17 protein-coding genes are annotated in these 19,545 nt (G+C 61.3%); 6 read left to right on the forward strand and 11 right to left on the reverse strand.

Annotated elements, in window-relative coordinates; genetic code table 11:
* Positions 1–75 precede the first annotated feature (75 nt).
* Positions 76–963, forward strand: coding sequence for an acyltransferase (locus tag GTQ41_RS25395; RefSeq protein ID WP_047297055.1), 888 nt, complete (start codon positions 76–78; stop codon positions 961–963).
* 1 nt (position 964) lies between these two features.
* Here GTQ41_RS25395 and GTQ41_RS25400 read toward each other — a convergent pair whose 3' ends face one another.
* Entirely contained in the window at positions 965–1,522 is a 558-nt protein-coding gene (locus GTQ41_RS25400; RefSeq protein ID WP_047297056.1) for a DUF2780 domain-containing protein, read from the reverse strand.
* A gap of 148 nt (positions 1,523–1,670) precedes the next feature.
* Between GTQ41_RS25400 and GTQ41_RS25405 the strand changes: the two genes are divergently transcribed.
* A complete protein-coding gene (locus tag GTQ41_RS25405; RefSeq protein WP_047297057.1) occupies positions 1,671–2,306 on the forward strand; it encodes an RNA polymerase sigma factor in 636 nt (211 codons plus the stop codon).
* Positions 2,303–2,977, forward strand: a complete 675-nt coding sequence (locus GTQ41_RS25410) for an anti-sigma factor (RefSeq protein WP_047297058.1) — start codon at positions 2,303–2,305, stop codon at positions 2,975–2,977. The genes GTQ41_RS25405 and GTQ41_RS25410 overlap by 4 nt, the downstream gene beginning before the upstream one ends.
* Before the next feature lie 115 nt (positions 2,978–3,092).
* Here the strand turns inward: GTQ41_RS25410 and fdhA are convergent, their stop codons facing one another.
* From fdhA to GTQ41_RS25450, 8 genes are all read right to left on the reverse strand, one after another.
* Positions 3,093–4,292, reverse strand: coding sequence for a formaldehyde dehydrogenase, glutathione-independent (fdhA, locus tag GTQ41_RS25415; protein WP_047297059.1), 1,200 nt, complete (start codon positions 4,290–4,292; stop codon positions 3,093–3,095).
* 200 nt (positions 4,293–4,492) lie between these two features.
* Positions 4,493–5,350, reverse strand: a complete 858-nt coding sequence (gene purU / locus GTQ41_RS25420) for a formyltetrahydrofolate deformylase (RefSeq protein WP_008086918.1) — start codon at positions 5,348–5,350, stop codon at positions 4,493–4,495.
* Positions 5,351–5,571: 221 nt separating this feature from the next.
* Positions 5,572–6,204, reverse strand: coding sequence for a sarcosine oxidase subunit gamma (gene soxG, locus GTQ41_RS25425; protein ID WP_034155013.1), 633 nt, complete (start codon positions 6,202–6,204; stop codon positions 5,572–5,574).
* A 143-nt stretch (positions 6,205–6,347) separates the two neighbouring features.
* Positions 6,348–9,365, reverse strand: a complete 3,018-nt coding sequence (locus tag GTQ41_RS25430; protein ID WP_047297060.1) for a sarcosine oxidase subunit alpha — start codon at positions 9,363–9,365, stop codon at positions 6,348–6,350.
* Entirely contained in the window at positions 9,362–9,691 is a 330-nt protein-coding gene (locus GTQ41_RS25435) for a sarcosine oxidase subunit delta (RefSeq protein WP_003228964.1), read from the reverse strand. Before GTQ41_RS25435 ends, GTQ41_RS25430 begins: the two co-directional genes overlap by 4 nt.
* Positions 9,692–9,705: 14 nt before the next feature.
* Positions 9,706–10,956 (reverse strand): sarcosine oxidase subunit beta, encoded by a 1,251-nt coding sequence (locus tag GTQ41_RS25440; RefSeq protein ID WP_003206307.1) that lies wholly within the window; start codon positions 10,954–10,956, stop codon positions 9,706–9,708.
* 20 nt (positions 10,957–10,976) lie between these two features.
* The gene (gene glyA, locus GTQ41_RS25445; protein WP_047297061.1) at positions 10,977–12,230 is read right to left on the reverse strand and encodes a serine hydroxymethyltransferase; all 1,254 of its coding nucleotides are present in this window, start codon (positions 12,228–12,230) and stop codon (positions 10,977–10,979) included.
* Between the two features lie 284 nt (positions 12,231–12,514).
* Complete coding sequence (locus GTQ41_RS25450; RefSeq protein WP_047297062.1) at positions 12,515–13,225, reverse strand: TraX family protein; 711 nt, start codon at positions 13,223–13,225, stop codon at positions 12,515–12,517.
* Positions 13,226–13,351: 126 nt separating this feature from the next.
* Between GTQ41_RS25450 and GTQ41_RS25455 the strand changes: the two genes are divergently transcribed.
* Entirely contained in the window at positions 13,352–14,392 is a 1,041-nt protein-coding gene (locus GTQ41_RS25455) for a low specificity L-threonine aldolase (protein ID WP_047297063.1), read from the forward strand.
* A gap of 167 nt (positions 14,393–14,559) precedes the next feature.
* Entirely contained in the window at positions 14,560–15,384 is an 825-nt protein-coding gene (locus GTQ41_RS25460) for an NAD(P)-dependent oxidoreductase (RefSeq protein WP_047297064.1), read from the forward strand.
* 101 nt (positions 15,385–15,485) lie between these two features.
* On the opposite strand, the gene gbcB is transcribed toward GTQ41_RS25460, so the two are convergent.
* Positions 15,486–16,586: a glycine-betaine demethylase subunit GbcB gene (gene gbcB / locus GTQ41_RS25465; protein WP_217325378.1), complete on the reverse strand. Its 1,101-nt coding sequence runs from the start codon at positions 16,584–16,586 to the stop codon at positions 15,486–15,488.
* 282 nt (positions 16,587–16,868) lie between these two features.
* Here gbcB and gbcA point away from each other — a divergent pair, with 282 nt between their 5' ends.
* The gene (gene gbcA, locus GTQ41_RS25470; protein WP_047297065.1) at positions 16,869–18,161 is read left to right on the forward strand and encodes a glycine-betaine demethylase subunit GbcA; all 1,293 of its coding nucleotides are present in this window, start codon (positions 16,869–16,871) and stop codon (positions 18,159–18,161) included.
* Positions 18,162–18,276: 115 nt separating this feature from the next.
* Here the strand turns inward: gbcA and GTQ41_RS25475 are convergent, their stop codons facing one another.
* Positions 18,277–19,521 (reverse strand): metallophosphoesterase, encoded by a 1,245-nt coding sequence (locus tag GTQ41_RS25475; protein ID WP_047297066.1) that lies wholly within the window; start codon positions 19,519–19,521, stop codon positions 18,277–18,279.
* Between the last annotated feature and the right edge of the window lie 24 nt (positions 19,522–19,545).

Consider the following 19,545-nt stretch of genomic DNA (forward strand, 5'->3'; position numbering starts at 1 on the left):
TTCGTCACCGCCGATTTGGCCTGTCGCCCGAAGCCACTTATCATGGCGCGCCCATCCGCCTTCATAGAGTTGCTTATGCGCCGCCTGCTCACCGGCTGTTTCGTCACCCTGCTGCTATTGCTCAACACCCTGATCCTGATCGGGCCGTTGATGGTCTTTGCCCTGCTCAAACTGATTGCGCCCGGGCGCTGGCGCGATTACGCCTCGTGGGCGGTGATGTGGATTGCCGAGACCTGGGCGGAAATCGACAAGCTGATCTTTCGTCTGTGCATCCCCACTCAGTGGGACATCCGCGGCGGCGCAGACCTGCGCGGTGACACCTCGTATCTGGTGGTCAGCAACCACCAGTCGTGGGTCGACATTCCGGCGCTGATCCAGACCCTCAACCGGCGCACGCCGTTCTTCAAGTTTTTCCTCAAGAAAGAGCTGATCTGGGTGCCGTTCCTCGGTCTGGCGTGGTGGGCGCTGGATTACCCATTCATGAAGCGCTACAGCAAGGCGTTTCTGGCGAAGCATCCGGAGCTGGCGGGCAAAGATCTGGAAATCACCAAACAGGCCTGTGAGCTGTTCAAGCGCCAGCCGGTAACGGTCGTGAACTATCTGGAAGGTACTCGCTACACCGCGGCGAAAAGCGCGCAGCAGCAGTCACCGTTCAAGCACCTGCTCAAACCCAAGGCGGGCGGCGTGGCGTTTGTGCTGGCGGCGATGGGGGAGCAGCTGGATGCGTTGCTCGACGTGACCGTGGTTTATCCACAGGAGAACATTCCGGGGTTCTGGGATCTGATCAGCGGCAGCGTGCCGCGGGTGATCGTCGACATCCAGACCCGCGAACTCGACCCGGCGCTGTCGCAGGGCGATTACGAGAACGATCCGCAGTTTCGCCAGCAGGTCCAGAACTGGGTCAACCAGCTCTGGACCGAGAAGGATCAGCGCATCAGCGAACTGCGCGGTGAGCGCAGCTGAATCAGCTGCCGCTGCCGGCGCCCCAGATGTTGCCCAGACTGCTCAACAGCGAACCGCCAACACCCTGTTGACCCAGGTATTGCAGGATCACCGGGGCAAACTGGCCCACCATGCCGCTGTCCATGCCCAGCGCACTGAAAGCGTTGTTCAGGTCGCTGGTGGTCTTGACGTTGCCCAGCGCATTTTCCAGCCCGGCTGACTTGCCCGACGAGCCCAGCAACCCGCTCAATGCCGCCAGATTACCGCTACCGCCCGACAGTTTGTCGATGCCCGGCACTTCTTTGGCCAACTGCGAATAATCGGTGCTGCTCAATTGGTTCTTGGCCAGGCCCAACATCGCACTGGTTCCCCCTACAGCTTGCTGGGGCGTGACGTTCAGCGCACTCAAGGCACTCAGCAATCCAGCGGTTTCCGAAGTCGGTGCAGCGGCGGCAGCCTTGTCCCCCCCTTGCATCCCCGAGACTGCACCGGCGACATCGTTCAAGCTGAAACCGGCAAACACCGGGCTCGCTGCGAGGGTCATCAGTGAAGCAAAGGCCATACCGCGTGAAATCTTCATTCAGACATCCTCTTGCGCTGTGGTAACCGCCCGCTTATGGGCGGCAAAACTGCCGATTTGACCGGGTTTGCGCTGGCATGTTCCTCGCCGGCGCATCCATTTTCAGGATAGCCACGTATATAAAACGTGAAACCGTGGATAATCCGAGATGAATGGCACAAGCGCTGTCGCTGAACTAGCCTGTGAACAGCCCGAGCAGCGCCCTCGCCACCGGCACATGGTCTGGAGAAACGTCATTTCCACCGCCGACACCGATCAGTTGCGCCAATTGTTGGCTCAGTGTTCACTGGGCGATCGGCGTGCATTCGAAACCCTCTATCGCAGCGTCGGCCCGCGCTTGCACGGTGTCGCCTTGCGTTTCATGGGCCGGGCAGATCTGGCCGAGGACGTGCTGCAGGAAAGCTTTGTGCGCATCTGGAACAACGCCTCGCGCTACGAAGCCCATTTGTCGGCGCCGCTGACCTGGATGATCAACATCACTCGCCACCAGGCCATCGACCAGTTACGCAAACAGCGTGACCGGCCGCTGACCGACTTCGAACAGGACACCCTGCCGGACGAAGGCCCTTCGGCCCACGACCTGTTGAACAGCAGCCGCGAAGCCAGCGCGTTGCACCGTTGCCTGGACACCCTCGACGGCATGCAGCGCCAGTCGATCAGCGTCGCCTACTTTCAGGGCCTGTCCTGCGCGGAACTCGCCGAACACCTGGCCGCGCCGCTGGGTTCGGTGAAATCGTGGATTCGCCGTGGCATGGAACGTCTGCGCAGGTGCCTTGAATCATGAAATACCAGACCCCTGCCCTGCGCCGCGCCCTCGCTGCCGATTACGCCATCGGCCTGATGTCGTCGGCGGCGCGTCGGCGCTTTGAACAATTGCTGCTGGACGATGCAGCACTGCGAACCGAGTTGGCGCAGTGGCAGGAGAGCCTCGCCAGCCTTACCGATACATTGCCGGAGCAACCGGTGCCGGATCGGGTGTGGCAAGGTATTACTGCACGCATCGAACCGCAAGTGCTGCACGTCCCGGAAAAACGTCCGTTCTGGAACTGGCTGCGAGTCACCGCCGCACTCTGCTCAATCGTGGTCCTGGTATTCCTCGGCTCCCTGTACAACCGCGACGACGCCCGCTACCGCGCCACCCTGCTGAGCGCCGACGCGCAACCGGCGCTGAAGGTCGAGGCGCATGCGGACTATCTGCAAGTCGAACCGCTGACATTGGCGGCAGTCGGGCCAGATCGCAGCCTGGAACTGTGGGCGATACCCGCCGATGGCAAGCCGATTTCGCTGGGGGTGATTCCTGCAGGCGGCAAAGGCAAGGTTGAACTGAGCGCGGCGCAGAAAGCCTTGATCGGCCAGCCGATTGCGCTGGCGGTGAGTCTGGAGCCGCAAGGTGGGTCGCCGACCGGGCAGCCGACCGGGCCAGTGCTGTATCAGGGCGCTTTGGCAGCCCTCTGATTGCAAAAATCAAAGATCGCAGCCTTCGACAGCTCCTCCATCGATCCCTGTAGGAGCTGCCGAAGGCTGCGATCTTTTGATCTAAAAAAGGCGACCCGTGGGTCGCCCTTTTTACTTACGCCGCACTGAACAACCGATGCGGATCGATCACAAACTTCTTCGGCACACCGGCATCGAACTCGCCGTAACCTTCGGGCGCCTGGTCAAGGCTGATGACTTGCACACCCACCACTTCGGCGATGTTGATGCGGTCCCACATGATCGCCTGCATCAGCTGGCGGTTATATTTCATCACCGGGGTCTGGCCGGTGTGGAAGCTGTGGGATTTGGCCCAGCCCAGACCGAAGCGGATGCTCAGGCTGCCCATTTTCGCGGCGGCGTCGACGGCACCCGGATCTTCGGTCACGTACAGGCCCGGAATACCGATCTTGCCGGCGACGCGCACCACCCCCATCAGCGAGTTGAGCACGGTGGCCGGGGCTTCGGATTTGACGCCGTCGTGACCATGACCACGGGCTTCGAAGCCCACACAGTCCACCGCGCAATCCACTTCAGGCTCGCCCAGCAGCGCGGCGATCTGTTCGTGCAGCGGGGTGTCTTTCGACAGGTCGACGATTTCAAAACCCTGAGCCTTGGCGTGCGCCAGGCGGATGGTGTTGACGTCGCCGACGATCACCACCGCAGCGCCGAGCAAACGGGCGGAGGCGGCAGCGGCCAGACCGACCGGACCGGCGCCGGCAATGTAAACAGTGCTGCCCGGACCGACGCCAGCGGTGACGGCACCGTGATAGCCGGTCGGCAGAATGTCGGAAAGGCAGGTCAGGTCGCGGATTTTCTCCATGGCCTTGTCGCGATCCGGCAGTTTCAGCAGGTTGAAGTCGGCGTACGGCACCAGCACGTATTCAGCCTGGCCGCCAGTCCAGTCGCCCATGTCGACATAACCGTAAGCACCGCCGGCGCGGGCCGGGTTGACGGTCAGGCAGACACCGGTGTGTTGCTCCTTGCAGGAACGGCAGCGCCCGCAAGCCACGTTGAACGGTACGGAGACTAGGTCGCCGATTTTCAGGTTCTCGACATCGGAACCCTTCTCGATCACTTCGCCAGTGATTTCATGGCCCAGCACCAGACCTGTCTGCGCCGTGGTCCGGCCGCGCACCATGTGCTGGTCGGAGCCACAAATGTTGGTGGACACCACACGCAGGATCACCCCGTGTTCGATCTTCCTGCCGCGCGGGTCCTGCATTTTCGGATAGTCGATTTTCTGTACTTCGACCTTGCCAGCGCCGAGATACACCACACCACGATTGCCAGACATGCTTTCACCTCGCTGTTGTTTTTATGGAACCGCGTTGCCCAGGCAGGCAGCGCGTTAAGTGCTCGGGTACAGATGCTGATTGTTGTGTTGCCTGTTATGGCCTCATCGCTGGCAAGCCAGCTCCCACGGGTTTCGGGTGGAACTCAAAAATTGTGTACGACACAAATCCCTGTGGGAGCTGGCTTGCCAGCGATGGCGATCTAAAGAACAACGGTTCTGTTGGCGTTCAAAAACACCCTTCTTTCGATGTGATAACCCACGGCCCGGGCCAAAGTCAGGCCCTCGATATCACGCCCCTTGGCGATCAAATCTTCCGGGTAATGACTGTGATCCACGGCCTCGACACCCTGGGCGATGATCGGCCCTTCATCGAGGTCGTTGTTGATGTAGTGCGCCGTGGCGCCGACCAGTTTCACACCCTTGTTGTAGGCCTGGTGATACGGCTTGGCACCCTTGAACCCCGGCAGCAACGAGTGATGGATGTTGATCGCCTTGCCATCGAGCTTGCGGCACAACTCCGGTGACAGCACCTGCATGTAACGGGCGAGGATTACCAGTTCGGCGCCGGACTCTTCGATCACCTGCCACACCTGACGCTCCTGCGACGGCTTGTCGTTGGGGTCGAGGGGGAAATGGTAGTAGGGAATCTGGTGCCAGTCGGCCAGCGGCTTGAGGTCCGGATGGTTGGACACCACCGCCGCCACGTCCATCGACAACTGGCCGATGCGCTGGCGGTAAAGCAAATCGTTGAGGCAGTGATCGGCCTTGGAGACCATGATCACCACTTTCGGCCGGTAGTTCGGCGCAGTCAGCTCGAAGATCATGCCAAACGCCTGACCACGCTCGGCGAGGCCGGCGCGGAAGGACTGTTCGTCAAAGCCGTCGGGCTGACGGAATTCCACGCGAATGAAGAAGCGACCCGAGAGCCGGTCATCGAACGAATGGTGCTCGGTGACGTAGCAACCCTGCTCGAACAGAAAACGCGTCACCGCGTCCACCGTGCCGAGCACGCTGGGGCAGTCGGCGGTCAGAATCCATGTGTCTGGTGCGCGGCTCATGGTGCGGTGACTCCTGTTTCAACATCTGTGAGCAGAGTGAACTCTGTGGCGAATGAGTTCTGTGGCGAGGGAGCTTGCTCCCGCTGGGTTGCGAAGCGACCCTAAAATCAGCAACCGCGTTCTTCCAGAAAGAATGCGCTCGCAGTTTTTTGCGACTGCTTCGCAGCCGAGCGGGAGCAAGCTCCCTCGCCACAAGAAGCAATCGCGGCAACCACTTAGTGTTACGCCTGCACGCTCAGGCCGTACTCGGCCGAAGCATCCTGCAACCACAACCACCAGTAATCCGAGAAGCTGCGGCGGATCAGCAGTTCCCAGGTGTCTTCAGCGGTGTGGCGAATCATCAGCTGCGACTTGGCGAACACCGTGCCCACTGCTTTGCCGACCGGGAAGTTGTTCGGGTGCACGTCGTAACTGGTGGATTTCATCAGCACCTGACGCACGTTCGGCCCGCTCAGTTCGAGCACTTGCTGGCCGCCGCTGACGTTGACGATCGCGATGTGCAGGTCGCCCAGCGCTTCGCGCAGTTTCTGTTCGGCCGCAAATTCTTCACCGCTTGGCACGATCAGCAGCCACTCGTCCGGGCCCATCCATTGCAGGCTGGTTTCGCCTTTGACGATCACGCTCAGGGCGCCGGGCAATTCGATGCCCAGTGCCTTGTGTACACCGGCGGCGAATGCGGCATCGTGACCATCGCCACGAATCGTCAGGTGACCGAGGAGTTTCTTTTCACGCACGATGACGCCGGCGTTCTTGCGCCCCTTGCCGACCAGGCTGGCGAGGTCGGCATGGTGCAGCGACGACTCGGCACGGGCACCGGTGGTCGGGCGTTGTTGGTACACGTTGGCTGTGGTCATAAAGCACCTTCCTGAATTCTGTTGGTTCCTGCGGTGGCTGAACTGCCGCTTTCGCGAGCAGGCTCGCTCCCACAGGGGAACGCGGTCGAATGTGGGAGCGAGCCTGCTCGCGAATAGCCGCCCGCCCACAATTCCTGAGGCCATCAGATATTCTGCCGATCCCCCTTCGGATCGAAGAACACCGAAGAAACGATCTCTGCCTCGATCACGCTGCCATCGGCCAGCGGTGCAAACACCCGCTCGCCCATGCGCTTCAGACCGCCCTTGACCACACCCATGGCAAACGAATAACCGAGGGAGTTGTGCGCGTAGCTGGAGGTCACGTGGCCGACCATGGTCATCGGGATCGCCTGCTTGGTGTTGAACACCAGTTGCGCGCCTTCCGGCAGCCAGACGTTCGGGTCGATCGGCTTCAGGCCCACCAGTTGCTTACGCTGATCCTTCACGCAGTCTTCACGGTTCATGCCGCGCTGGCCGATCCACGAGAACGGTTTGGTGCGACCGACGCACCAGCCCATGTTCAGGTCGTCCGGGGTCATCGAGCCGTCGGTGTCCTGACCGACGATGATGAAACCCTTCTCGGCGCGCAGGACGTGCATGGTTTCAGTGCCGTACGGGGTCAGGTTGTACTGTTTGCCGGCCTCGACGATTTTTTCCAGCACGCCCATCGCGTAGTCGGCCTGGACGTTGACTTCGTACGACAGTTCACCGGTAAACGAGATACGGAACACCCGCGCCGGCACACCGCCGACCAGACCTTCTTTCCAGGTCATGAACGGGAAGGCTTCGTTGGCCAGGTCGATGTCGGTCACGGCGCTGAGCAGCTTGCGGCTGTTCGGCCCGGACAAGGTCATGGTCGCCCAGTGATCGGTGACCGAGGTGAAGTACACCTTCATCTCCGGCCATTCGGTCTGGTGGTACAGCTCCAGCCATTGCAGCACGCGAGCCGCGCCGCCAGTGGTGGTGGTCATGACGAAATGGTTGTCGGCCAGGCAGGCCGTGACGCCATCGTCGAAGACCATGCCGTCTTCTTTGCACATCAGGCCGTAACGTGCCTTGCCCACGTCGAGCTTGGTCCAGGCGTTGGTGTACACGCGGTTAAGGAACTCGCGGGCATCCGGGCCTTGAATGTCGATCTTGCCCAGGGTCGAGGCGTCGAGCAGGCCGACGCTGTCGCGCACGGCTTTGCATTCGCGCTTCACTGCGGCGTGCATGTCTTCACCGTTTTTCGGGAAGTACCATGGACGTTTCCACTGGCCGACGTCTTCGAACTCGGCGCCGTTTTTCAGGTGCCATTGATGCAGCGCGGTGTAGCGCACCGGCTCGAAGATGTGCCCACAGTGACGACCGGCCACGGCGCCGAAGGTTACAGGCGTGTAGTTCGGGCGGAACATCGTGGTGCCCATTTGCGGAATGGTCACGTTCAGCGAACGGGCGGCGATGGCCAGACCGTTGACGTTGCCGAGCTTGCCCTGATCGGTGCCGAAGCCCAGCGCGGTGTAGCGCTTGACGTGTTCGACCGACTCGAAACCTTCGCGGGTCGCCAGTTCGATGGCGGCAGCGGTGACGTCGTTCTGCAGGTCGACGAATTGCTTCGGCGCACGCGAGGTGCCCTTCTCGTGCGGCACCTGGAACAGCGCCAGGGTCGCTTCTTCGAGACGGCTCAGGGCTTTTGGCAGCGTGCCTTCGACCACACCGAAACCGGCTTCACTGGCCGCGCGTGCGCCACCTTCGAAACCATCGGCCAGCGAATCACCGAGGCCGTAAACGCCGTTGATGCCGCCGACGCACACACGCTTCTGCGGTGCTTCGCCCGGAACGAAACCGAGGATGTCTTCGCGCCAGACCGGCTTGCCACCGAGGTGCGAAGCCAGGTGCACCACCGGGCTGTAACCGCCGGAACTGGCGATCACGTCGCAGTCGAGCCATTCGCCCGGGCTGGTCACGGTGTGCGCTTTGACGTCAATCGCGGCAACGCGGGCTGCGGTGACGCGCTTGCTGCCACGGGCCTCGATCACGGCGCTGCCGGTGAGGATGCGAATGCCTTTGGCGCGGGCCTCTTCCACCAGCGCACCACGCGGATTGCTGCGGGCGTCGGCGATGGCGACCACTTGCAGGCTGGCGTCGAGCCAGTCCAGCGCCACGCGATAGGCGTGATCGTTGTTGGTGGTCAGCACCAGCTTCTTGCCCGGTGCCACGCCGTAACGGCGCACGTAAGTCGAGACCGCACCGGCGAGCATGTTGCCCGGCACGTCGTTGTTGCCGTAGACCAGCGGACGCTCGTGGGCGCCGGTCGCCAGCACTACACGCTTGGCGCGAACACGGTGAATGCGCTGACGCACCTGACCGATTGGCGCGCGGTCGCCGAGGTGATCGGTGAGGCGTTCGTGAATGGTCAGGAAGTTGTGGTCGTGATAGCCGTTAACGGTGGCGCGCGGCAACAGCAGCACGTCAGGAGTGTTCTTCAACTCAGCGATAACGCTGGCCACCCACTCCATCGCCGGTTTGCCGTCGAGGCTTTCGCGGGAATCGAGCAGGCTGCCGCCGAACTCTTCCTGCTCATCGGCGAGGATCACCCGCGCACCGCTGCGCGCAGCGGCCAGGGCAGCCGCCAGACCGGCAGGGCCGGCGCCGACGATCAGCACGTCGCAATGCTGGTTCATGTAGTCGTAGGTGTCCGGATCGACTTCGGTCGGCGAACGGCCCAGACCGGCTGCCTTGCGAATGTACTTCTCGTACGTCATCCAGAACGATTGCGGGTACATGAAGGTTTTGTAGTAGAAACCCGGCGGCATCAGCTTGCCGCCGACCTTGCCGAGAATCCCCATCATGTCGTTGTTGACGCTCGGCCAGCCGTTGGTGCTGGTGGCGACCAGGCCTTGGTACAGCGCCTGTTGCGTCGCGCGCACGTTGGGGATCTGCGTGGCTTCGGTGGCACCGATCTGCAGCACGGCGTTCGGCTCTTCGGCACCGGCGGCGAAGATTCCGCGAGGGCGCGAATACTTGAAGCTGCGGCCGATGATGTCGACGCCGTTGGCGATCAATGCCGAGGCCAGCGAGTCGCCCTCGAAGCCTTTGTAGCTCTGACCGTTGAAGGTGAAGCTCAGCACTTTATTGCGGTCGATCCGTCCACCGTTGGACAGGCGATTGGTCTGGCTCATACCTTCTCTCCCAGCGCCGTCGTGGCTGTTTTTGCCGTATCAGCCTTGTCGGTGAATTGCGGCTTGGTGCCGATCTTGTAGGTTTCGAGAATCTCGTAGGTCACGGTGTCGCGGGTGACGTTGAAGTACTGGCGGCAACCGGCGACGTGATCCCACAGCTCGTGGTGCAGACCGCGCGGGTTGTCGCGGAAAAACATGTAGTCGCCCCACTCTTCATCGGTGCAGGCGTTCGGATCCAGCGGACGCGGAATATGCGCCTGACCGGATGCGTGGAATTCCTCTTCGGAGCGCAGTTCGCCGCAGTGAGGACAGAAGATATGCAACATGGGAATTTCTCCTGTTAGTGGGCGACGGCAGCAGCGCCGTGTTCGTCGATGAGTGCGCCGTTGTGGAAACGGTCGATGGAAAACGGTGCTGCCAATGGGTGCATTTCACCCTTGGCCAGACTCGCGGCAAACACGTTGCCCGAGCCAGGTGTGGCCTTGAAGCCGCCGGTGCCCCAACCGCAGTTGAAGAACATGTTCGGTACCGGGGTTTTCGAAATGATCGGGCAAGCGTCCGGCGTGGTGTCGACGATGCCGCCCCACTGGCGGTTCATGCGCACCCGCGACAGCACCGGGAACATCTCGACGATGGCCTGGATGGTATGCTCGATCACCGGGTACGAACCGCGCTGGCCATAGCCGTTGTAGCCGTCGATACCGGCGCCGATCACCAGGTCGCCCTTGTCCGACTGGCTGATGTAGCCGTGCACGGCGTTGGACATGATCACGCTGTCGATAATCGGTTTGATCGGCTCGGACACCAGTGCCTGCAGCGGGTGGGATTCGATCGGCAGACGGAAACCGGCGAGCTTGGCCATGTGCCCGGAGTTACCGGCGGTGACCACGCCGACGCGTTTGGCGCCGATGAAACCCTTATTGGTTTCAACGCCGATGCACACGCCGTTTTCCTTGCGGAAACCGATGACTTCGGTCTGCTGGATCAAGTCCACGCCCAAGGCGTCGGCGGCACGGGCAAAGCCCCAGGCCACGGCATCGTGACGGGCAACGCCGCCACGACGTTGAACGGTCGCGCCCATCACCGGGTAGCGGGTGTTTTTCGAGCAGTCGAGGTACGGGATCTCGTCCGCCACTTGCTTGGCGTTGAGCAGTTCGCCGTCGACGCCGTTGAGGCGGTTGGCGCTGACCCGACGCTCGGAATCACGGATGTCCTGCAGGGTGTGGCACAGGTTGTAGACGCCGCGTTGGGAGAACATCACGTTGTAGTTCAGATCCTGCGACAGGCCTTCCCACAGTTTCATCGCGTGTTCGTAGAGGTGCGCCGACTCGTCCCACAGGTAGTTGGAGCGCACGATGGTGGTGTTGCGCGCGGTGTTGCCGCCGCCCAGCCAGCCCTTCTCGACCACGGCCACGTTGGTGATGCCGTGCTCTTTCGCCAAATAGTAGGCGGTCGCCAGGCCGTGCCCGCCACCGCCGACGATGACCACGTCGTAGACCTTCTTCGGCGTTGGCGTGCGCCACATGCGCTGCCAGTTCTCATGGTGGCTGAGGGAGTGTTTGAAGAGGCCGAAGCCCGAATAGCGTTGCATAGTCATTTACTCCAAACCGCTCAGCGATAAACCGGGTAGTCGGCGCACAGTGCCGCGACGTTCTTGGCCACATTCGCTTCAACGTCGGCGTCACCGAGGTTGTCGAGGATGTCGCAGATCCAGCTGGCCAGCGCTTCGCACTGGGCGACCTTGAAGCCACGCGTGGTGACGGCCGGGGTGCCGATGCGCAGGCCCGAGGTCACGAACGGCGACTGCGGGTCGTTCGGCACGGCGTTCTTGTTGACGGTGATGTGCGCGCGGCCGAGGGCGGCGTCAGCATCTTTGCCGGTCAGGCCCTGGCGGATCAGGCTGACCAGGAACAGGTGGTTGTCGGTACCGCCGGACACTACATCGTAGCCACGTTTGATAAACACGCTGGCCATGGCCTTGGCGTTGTCGATCACTTGCTGCTGATAGGCTTTGAAGCCGGGCTCCAGCGCCTCCTTGAAGCACACCGCTTTACCGGCGATGACGTGCATCAGCGGGCCGCCCTGGGCGCCAGGGAATACCGCGGCGTTGAGCTTTTTCTCGATCTCTTCGTTGGACTTGGCCAGGATCAGCCCGCCACGTGGACCGCGCAGGGTCTTGTGGGTGGTGGTGGTGACCACGTCGGCGTAAGGCAGCGGGTTCGGGTACAGGCCAGCAGCGACCAGACCGGCGACGTGGGCCATGTCGACGAACAGCAGCGCACCCACTTTGTCGGCAATCTGGCGGAAGCGCGGGAAATCCAGTGTTTTCGAGTAGGCGGAGAACCCGGCAACGATCATCTTCGGTTTGCACTCGACGGCCAGACGCTCGACTTCGTCGTAATCGATCAGCCCGGTGTCGGTGTTGATCCCGTACTGCACCGCGTTGTAGAGCTTGCCCGAGGACGAGACTTTCGCGCCGTGGGTCAGGTGACCGCCATGAGCGAGGCTCATACCGAGAATGGTGTCGCCCGGCTGGATCAGTGCCAGATACACGGCGCTGTTGGCCGAGGAACCGGAGTGCGGCTGGACGTTGGCGTAATCGGCACCGAACAGTTGCTTGGCGCGTTCGATGGCCAGCGCTTCGACTTTATCCACATGCTCGCAGCCACCGTAGTAGCGCTTGCCCGGATAACCTTCGGCGTATTTGTTGGTCAGGCCGCTGCCCTGCGCTTGCATCACGCGTTTGCTGGTGTAGTTCTCCGACGCGATCAGCTCGATGTGATCTTCCTGACGTTGCTCCTCGGCATTCATCGCCGCCAGCAGTGCATCGTCGTAACCCTGGATCTGGTCTTGCTTGCTGAACATCGCGTCTCTCCCAGCGGCGTCGGTGCGCCATTTCGTCTTGGTCAGGCACGCGGCTTGCGGAGGTGCCCTTTGATGCGATGGTATGGCCGGCGCAGACAGCCCAGATGCCTACGGACGCCACACAAAGGTGCGTTTACGACATGGCGGGAAATGGTCTTGCCAGACTCGATCTCGAAAACACTGAAGAACCCTGTGGGAGCTGGCTTGCCAGCGATGGCGAGAGCACATCTGGTATTGATGACGACTGACCCACCGCTATCGCTGGCAAGCCAGCTCCCACAGGGTTACGCGGCGACTTGGCGGATAAGTAGCAGCAAGAGGAAATGTGCAGGATAGAGGGCGTAGCCCCAGCGCCGCATCGGTGGCGGCTGGAGATGTCGCGCGTGTCGCAACAGGAACACCCCGAGCAGTGGCGCAATCAGACACGCCGCGATACCAAACACCGCCACGTAGTTACCGAACTCCGCCGCCTCATACAGCACCCGCCACTGATTGCCCGCCAGACACACCAGCCCCGGCAGCACGCCAAAATACCAGGGGCAACGGATCACCCACAGCAGCGCCAGCGGCAACAGCACGCCAAACATGCCGAACATCAGCCACTGCGCAAACAACGCCGCCAGCAGCAAGGCGCCCACGCCCAAAAGCCGCGACAACAAGCTGCGATCCTGCCAGCCCCGCGCCACCAGCAATCCGAGCGCCAGGGTGGGCATCACGTTCAAGGTGTCGGGATCAGGAATGTACAAACGGTAGGGAATTTCACTCACAGCGCTGAACAGCAGCAACCAGCCCAGATAGCGCCATTCGGTCTTGCGTGCGCCGTCCCGCGTCAGATTCGCCGCCATCGCCAGGCAGAACCACGGAAACGCCAGACGCCCCGGCACATACAGCCAATCGGCGCTGATCCCGACATATCGCAGGTGATCGAGCAGCATGCTCAGCAGCGCCAGCCACTTGAGCAGATCGAGTGCGCCGTCGCGCTGGCTCAGGTGCATAATCGGCTCGCATCCTTGTAAAGTTCTGACAGCGACATCCCGTGTGCTCCCCGGAAGATCTTCGGTAAAGTGCGCACCCTCATTGACCACGAGCCTTCACAAGAGTCTCGACCACGGAAGCCGGCCATGACCGACAAGAGCCAACAATTCGCCAGCGACAACTACTCCGGTATCTGCCCTGAAGCCTGGGCTGCCATGGAACAGGCCAACCACGGCCACCAGCGCGCTTATGGCGACGATGAATGGACCGCACGCGCGGCCGACCATTTCCGCAAGCTGTTCGAAACCGACTGCGAAGTGTTCTTCGCCTTCAACGGCACCGCCGCCAACTCGCTCGCGCTGTCGTCGCTGTGCCAGAGTTACCACAGCGTGATCTGCTCGGAAACCGCTCACGTCGAAACCGACGAATGCGGCGCCCCGGAATTCTTCTCCAACGGCTCGAAACTGCTGATCGCCGGTACCGAAAACGGCAAGATCACCCCGCAGTCGATCCGCGAAGTCGCGCTCAAGCGCCAGGACATCCACTACCCGAAACCACGGGTCGTGACCCTGACCCAGGCCACCGAAGTCGGCAGCGTCTACACCCCGGAAGAAGTCCGTGCCATCAGCGCCACCTGCAAGGAACTGGGCCTGCACCTGCACATGGACGGCGCGCGCTTCTCCAACGCCTGCGCGTTCCTCGGCTGCTCGCCAGCCGACCTGACCTGGAAAGCAGGTGTCGATGTGCTGTGCTTCGGCGGCACCAAAAACGGCATGGCGGTGGGTGAGGCAATCCTGTTCTTCAACCACAAACTGGCCGAAGACTTCGATTACCGCTGCAAACAGGCCGGGCAACTGGCGTCGAAAATGCGTTTCCTGTCGGCACCGTGGGTCGGCATCCTCGAAAACGACGCCTGGCTCAAATACGCCCGCCACGCCAACCACTGCGCGCAATTGCTGGCCGAGCTGGTCAGCGACATCCCGGGCGTGGAACTGATGTTCCCGGTGCAGGCCAACGGCGTGTTCCTGCAACTCTCGGAACCGGCCATCGCCGCACTGACCGCAAAGCACTGGCGCTTCTACACCTTCATCGGCAAGGGCGGCGCGCGTTTCATGTGCTCGTGGGACACCGAAGAAGAACGTGTGCGCGAACTGGCGCGCGATATCCGCGAAGTGATGTCCGCCTGATTCTTCCTCTGTAGGAGCTGCCGCAGGCTGCGATCTTTTGATCTTGATCTTAAAAACAAAATCAAAAGATCGCAGCCTGCGGCAGCTCCTACAGGGATTGCGATGTTCCTTGGTCTACATTGTCTGTCGAGCCCTCCGCTCACATAACAACAAGCAGGAGCATCGGCATGTCGCTACAAGGCAAAACCCTGTTCATCACCGGCGCCAGCCGTGGCATCGGGCGTGAGATTGCGCTGCGGGCCGCGAAGGACGGGGCCAATATCGTGATTGCGGCCAAGAGCGCCGAAGCCCATCCGAAATTGCCGGGCACCATCCACAGCGTCGCCGCAGAAGTCGAAGCGGCCGGCGGCAACGCCCTGGCGCTGCAACTGGATGTACGTGATGAAGACGCGGTGCGCCGTGCGCTGGCCCAGGCCAACGAACATTTCGGCGGCATCGATGCGCTGGTGAACAATGCCGGGGCGATCAAGTTGACCGGTGTGCAACACATCGAACTCAAGCGGTTCGACCTGATGCACCAGATCAACACCCGTGCGGTGCTGCTGTGCAGCCAGGCCGCCCTGCCCTATCTGAAGAAATCCGCCGGACACATCCTCAACCTGTCGCCGCCGCTGAATATGGCGAGCAAATGGTTCGCCCAATACAGCCCCTACACCGTGACCAAATACGGCATGAGCATGCTGACGGTAGGCATGAGCGAGGAATTCGCCAGTTACGGCATCAGCGTCAATTCGCTGTGGCCGCAGACGATGATTGCCACGGCGGCGATCGAGTTTCAGTTGGGCAATCGCGAGTCGTTCAAGCAGGCGCGCCTGCCTTCGATCATGGCGGATGCGGCGCATGTGATTCTGAGCAGCAGCGGGCGACAGATCAGCGGGCGGTTATTGATAGATGAGGAGATTTTGCGCGAGAGCGGCGTGACCGAATTCGATCACTACCGATTTGATCCGGACAGCACCGCCCCCCTTATGCCTGACTTGTTCGTCGACTGAAAATACCTACCCCTGTAGGAGCTGCCGAAGGCTGCGATCTTTTGATCTTGTTTTTAGGATCTAAAGATCGCAGCCTTCGGCAGCTCCTACAGGGATCCGGCTCAGAATTCGATTCTGACGTCGCCTTTCGGCACGCTGCAGCACGACAGAATGTACCCCTCGGCCTCGTCGTCCTCGGTAATCCCGCCGTTGTGCTCCATCTCTACTTCGCCGCCCAGTTTCATCACCTTGCACGTGCCGCAGATCCCCATGCCGCAAGCTTTCGGGATCATCAGGCCCAGCTTGGCCGCCGCCGCATGCACGGTTTCGCCCGGGGCCACGCGAATGCTCTTGCCGGAAGCGGTGAACTCGACCTGATGCAGATCCGCCGCATCGATTTCCGGTGCTTCGGCCGCTTGTTCGGCTTGCTCCACTGCATCGGCGCGAGCTTCCGGTGGCGTGGCGCCGAAGGATTCCTCGTGATAACGCGACATGTCGTAGCCGGCGGCTTCGAGCAGGCGCTTGACGGCGGTCATGTACGGCGTCGGGCCGCAGCAGAACACTTCACGCTCGAGGAAGTCGGGAACCATCAGCTCCAGCATCTTGTGATTGAGGTAGCCGCGATAGCCGGCCCACGGCTCGTCCAGCCCGTGTTTCTCGCAGATCAGGTGCAGGCTGAAGTTGTCGATCCGCGACGCCATGTGCTCCAGCTCGCGGTGATAAATGATGTCTTTCGGCGAGCGGGCGCTGTGGATAAAGGTCATGTCGACATTGGCGTTGGTGTCGTAGAACCAGCGCGCCATCGACATGCACGGGGTGATCCCCACACCACCGCTGAGATACAGCACTTTCGGGCTCGGGAAGTCGATGGCATTGAACAGCCCGACCGGCCCGTGCACCGCCAGCTCCTGGCCTTCATGCAGGGTGTCGTGCAACCAGTTGGAAACCTTGCCGCCCGGCACGCGTTTGATGGTCACCGAGAAGCTGTACGGCACCGACGGCGAACTGGAAATGGTGTACGAACGCATGATCGGCTGACCGTCGATTTCCAGCTCCAGGGTTACAAACTGCCCAGGCTTGAAGAAGAACAGGATCGGCTGGTCGGCCATGAAGCAGAAGGTGCGTACGTCCCAGGTTTCCTGGATGACTTTGACGCAACGGACGATGTGTCGGCCATTGGCCCAGGTCTGGGTGGTGACCGGATTCAGGAAGCTGTTGGACATGCTGTTCTCCACGGCCGACTGTCGGCCTTCATGTGGCGATTCTGCGTATAGCGTGAACCGCCCGTTTACCTATCCGCGACATCGGCATACTTATCGCGACCAGCCCCCAACCACCGGGGGTTGCGCGTCGGGAACAGATTGCACCATGTCGCCCATGGATAAGGTTCCGGGCAGCGCCGGCCCCACACTCGTCTCACACCAAGACAACTTCTTTACACCTTGCGTAGCAACCCTGATCAGCCACTTTCGCCGGCCACGCAGATGGCCTTGAGGATCACATTGATGGACACCGCAAAAATCAGCCTGGGCGACCCGCTGGAACCCGCACGCAAGGCCACCGCACAGATGCTGCAGGAGCGCGAACGTACCTTTTCGCTGCCGCAGCCGTTCTATAACGATGAGCGCCTGTTCGATATCGATATGCAGGAGATCTTCCAGAAGGAATGGTTGATCGCCGGCATGACCTGCGAGATCCCGGCCAAGGGCAACTACATCACCCTGCAGATCGGCAAGAACCCGATCATCGTCATTCGTGGCGCCGAGGGTGTGGTGCATGCGTTCCACAACGTCTGTCGCCACCGAGGCTCGCGCCTGTGCACCAGCGACAAGGGCAAGGTTGCCAAACTGGTCTGCCACTACCACCAGTGGACCTACGAGCTGGACGGTCGCCTGCTGTTCGCCGGTACCGAGATGGGCGCCGACTTCGACATGAAGCAGTACGGCCTCAAACCGGTGAACGTGAAGACGGCCGGCGGCTACATCTTCATCAGCCTGGCGGAAAACCCGCCGGCCATCGATGACTTCCTGTCGACGCTGAACCACTACATGGAACCGTACGACATGGAGAACACCAAGGTGGCGGTGCAAACCACCTTGATGGAAAAGGCCAACTGGAAACTGGTGCTGGAAAACAACCGCGAGTGCTACCACTGCGGCGGCTCGCACCCTGAATTGCTGAAAACCCTGCTGGAATGGGACGACGTGACCGACCCGCGCGCCGATCAGGCGTTCAAGGATCACGTCGCCGCGTCTGCTGCTGCCTGGGAAGCCGAGAAAATCCCTTACGCCCACGCCAGTTTCGGCCTGCGCAACCGCATCGTGCGCATGCCGCTGCTCAAGGGCACCGTGTCGATGACCCTGGACGGCAAACAGGGCTGCGCCAAGCTGATGGGCCGGATCAAGAATCCGGACCTGGGTTCGATGCGCATCCTGCACCTGCCGCACTCGTGGAACCACTGCATGGGCGACCACATCATCGTGTTCACCGTGTGGCCGATCAGCGCCCAGGAAACCATGGTCACCACCAAATGGCTGGTGCACAAGGACGCCGTCGAAGGCGTGGATTACGACGTCGAACGCATGCGCCAGGTGTGGGACGCAACCAACGACCAGGACCGGCGTCTGGCCGAAGAAAACCAGCGCGGGATCAACTCCACGGCTTATCAGCCGGGGCCGTACTCCAAGACCTATGAGTTTGGCGTGGTCAACTTCGTGGACTGGTACAGCGAGCGGATGCTGAACAACCTCGGGGCGGAGCCAGCGCCGTACCTCAAGGGCGTGCCTGTCCAAGGCTAAAAACATCGCTGGCAAGCCAGCTCCCACAGTGGTCGATGGTGCTCACAGATACCGTGTACACCGCAAAACCTGTGGGAGCTGGCTTGCCAGCGATGGCGTCAGAACATTCACCGCCTCACGTCGATGACCACCTCAAACTGCCATCCTCCCCAATAAACTCCTCAAAAATCTCCTCCCCCACCAACCTGATTTTCGCGTAGCCGTTCAACACCCGCAGCGGATAGTCCGGATCGTTCGCATCCTGCGTCTCCGAAAACAGCACCCGCGAATGGCCGTTCAGCTCGCTGGTGGTGCCGTAGGGAATCGCTCCGTGTCCGGCGCAGCGCGCATGCAGTCCACCTTGTGGCGCATAGACGATGCCGTTGTGCAGATGCCCCCAATACCAGTAATCCGGCTCGCGCCCCAGCGCATCACACACCGGTTGATACAGCGCGGTCTTGTGGTGCCCGGTGATGTCGAAGCCCTGATGGTGGCTGAGCACCATGAGTTTCTTGCGTTTCGGCAGGCCCTTCATCCACTCGATCTGCGGTTTGTTGAGGGTGCCGTCCATGTACAGGTTCATGACATCCGAAGCGTACGCGGTGTCCAGCCCGACAATCAGCCAGTCGTCGTTGATCAGGGCAAAGTAGCTGGTGCCTTGCTGCCGCGGAAAACGCGCGGCCAGTTCCTTGAAGTAACCGTGGGCGCCGCTGTACATCTCGTGATTGGAGTTGAGGGTGAACGAGCCGTGGGTGCCCATCGGCCAGCCGGCCATGTCGGTGTCTTCCTGGGAATGGCTGCCGGCGTAATAAACATCCCCCAAATGAATGGTGAAATCAGCGTTCGCCAGTTGCATCTGATTGGCCACCGACACCGCCGGCGCGTGGCTGTTGAACGGCCCGGTGCCCCAGTCACCGGCAATCGCCAGCGTCACTTCGCGATCCATGGTCACCATCGCCGGGTCAGTGCCGAAAGTCGCGTGATGGCGCAGGTTTTCGATCCACTTGAGCAGCGCCTCGCTCCACAGCAGATCCAGCAGTTCCCATTTGCGACATCCCAGCAGCGTGCCGTCCTTGAGCACCTTGGTCTGCAATTGATCGGGCGATTGCGGCAACGGCGTGGCATTGCCGATGCGCAGGATCGACAGACCATGGGACAACTCCCACGGCACCGCCGGTTCGTCGTCCGGCAGCTCGCCATTTTTCAGCACGTATTGCGCCTGATCGTGGCCGCGCTGCAGCAGCTTGATGATTGCCTGAAACTCCTGCGGCTCCAATTCGCTGATGAGCTTCATCCAGGCCATTTCCATGCGCGTGAACAAGCCGTGAATGCGCACCTTGACCTTGTCGTATTCATGCTTCAGATGACCGACCGCTGACATGGCGTAATCCTCTATCCGTAAGGG

Origin of the sequence: Pseudomonas sp. AN-B15 (assembly GCF_019056475.1) — a bacterium.
Lineage (GTDB): Bacteria > Pseudomonadota > Gammaproteobacteria > Pseudomonadales > Pseudomonadaceae > Aquipseudomonas > Aquipseudomonas parakoreensis.

Bases quoted from the DNA above. Each gene is read 5' to 3' on its own strand.
- GTQ41_RS25410 (WP_047297058.1), top strand. From the start codon at position 2,303: ATGAAATACCAGACCCCTGCCCTGCGCCGCGCCCTCGCTGCCGATTAC.
- GTQ41_RS25400 (WP_047297056.1), bottom strand. From the start codon at position 1,522: ATGAAGATTTCACGCGGTATGGCCTTTGCTTCACTGATGACCCTCGCA.
- glyA (WP_047297061.1), bottom strand. From the start codon at position 12,230: ATGTTCAGCAAGCAAGACCAGATCCAGGGTTACGACGATGCACTGCTG.
- GTQ41_RS25460 (WP_047297064.1), top strand. From the start codon at position 14,560: ATGTCGCTACAAGGCAAAACCCTGTTCATCACCGGCGCCAGCCGTGGC.
- GTQ41_RS25440 (WP_003206307.1), bottom strand. From the start codon at position 10,956: ATGCAACGCTATTCGGGCTTCGGCCTCTTCAAACACTCCCTCAGCCAC.
- GTQ41_RS25395 (WP_047297055.1), top strand. From the start codon at position 76: ATGCGCCGCCTGCTCACCGGCTGTTTCGTCACCCTGCTGCTATTGCTC.
- gbcA (WP_047297065.1), top strand. From the start codon at position 16,869: ATGGACACCGCAAAAATCAGCCTGGGCGACCCGCTGGAACCCGCACGC.
- GTQ41_RS25405 (WP_047297057.1), top strand. From the start codon at position 1,671: ATGAATGGCACAAGCGCTGTCGCTGAACTAGCCTGTGAACAGCCCGAG.
- GTQ41_RS25435 (WP_003228964.1), bottom strand. From the start codon at position 9,691: ATGTTGCATATCTTCTGTCCTCACTGCGGCGAACTGCGCTCCGAAGAG.
- GTQ41_RS25450 (WP_047297062.1), bottom strand. From the start codon at position 13,225: ATGCACCTGAGCCAGCGCGACGGCGCACTCGATCTGCTCAAGTGGCTG.
- GTQ41_RS25430 (WP_047297060.1), bottom strand. From the start codon at position 9,365: ATGAGCCAGACCAATCGCCTGTCCAACGGTGGACGGATCGACCGCAAT.
- soxG (WP_034155013.1), bottom strand. From the start codon at position 6,204: ATGACCACAGCCAACGTGTACCAACAACGCCCGACCACCGGTGCCCGT.
- fdhA (WP_047297059.1), bottom strand. From the start codon at position 4,292: ATGTCTGGCAATCGTGGTGTGGTGTATCTCGGCGCTGGCAAGGTCGAA.
- GTQ41_RS25455 (WP_047297063.1), top strand. From the start codon at position 13,352: ATGACCGACAAGAGCCAACAATTCGCCAGCGACAACTACTCCGGTATC.
- GTQ41_RS25475 (WP_047297066.1), bottom strand. From the start codon at position 19,521: ATGTCAGCGGTCGGTCATCTGAAGCATGAATACGACAAGGTCAAGGTG.
- purU (WP_008086918.1), bottom strand. From the start codon at position 5,350: ATGAGCCGCGCACCAGACACATGGATTCTGACCGCCGACTGCCCCAGC.
- gbcB (WP_217325378.1), bottom strand. From the start codon at position 16,586: ATGTCCAACAGCTTCCTGAATCCGGTCACCACCCAGACCTGGGCCAAT.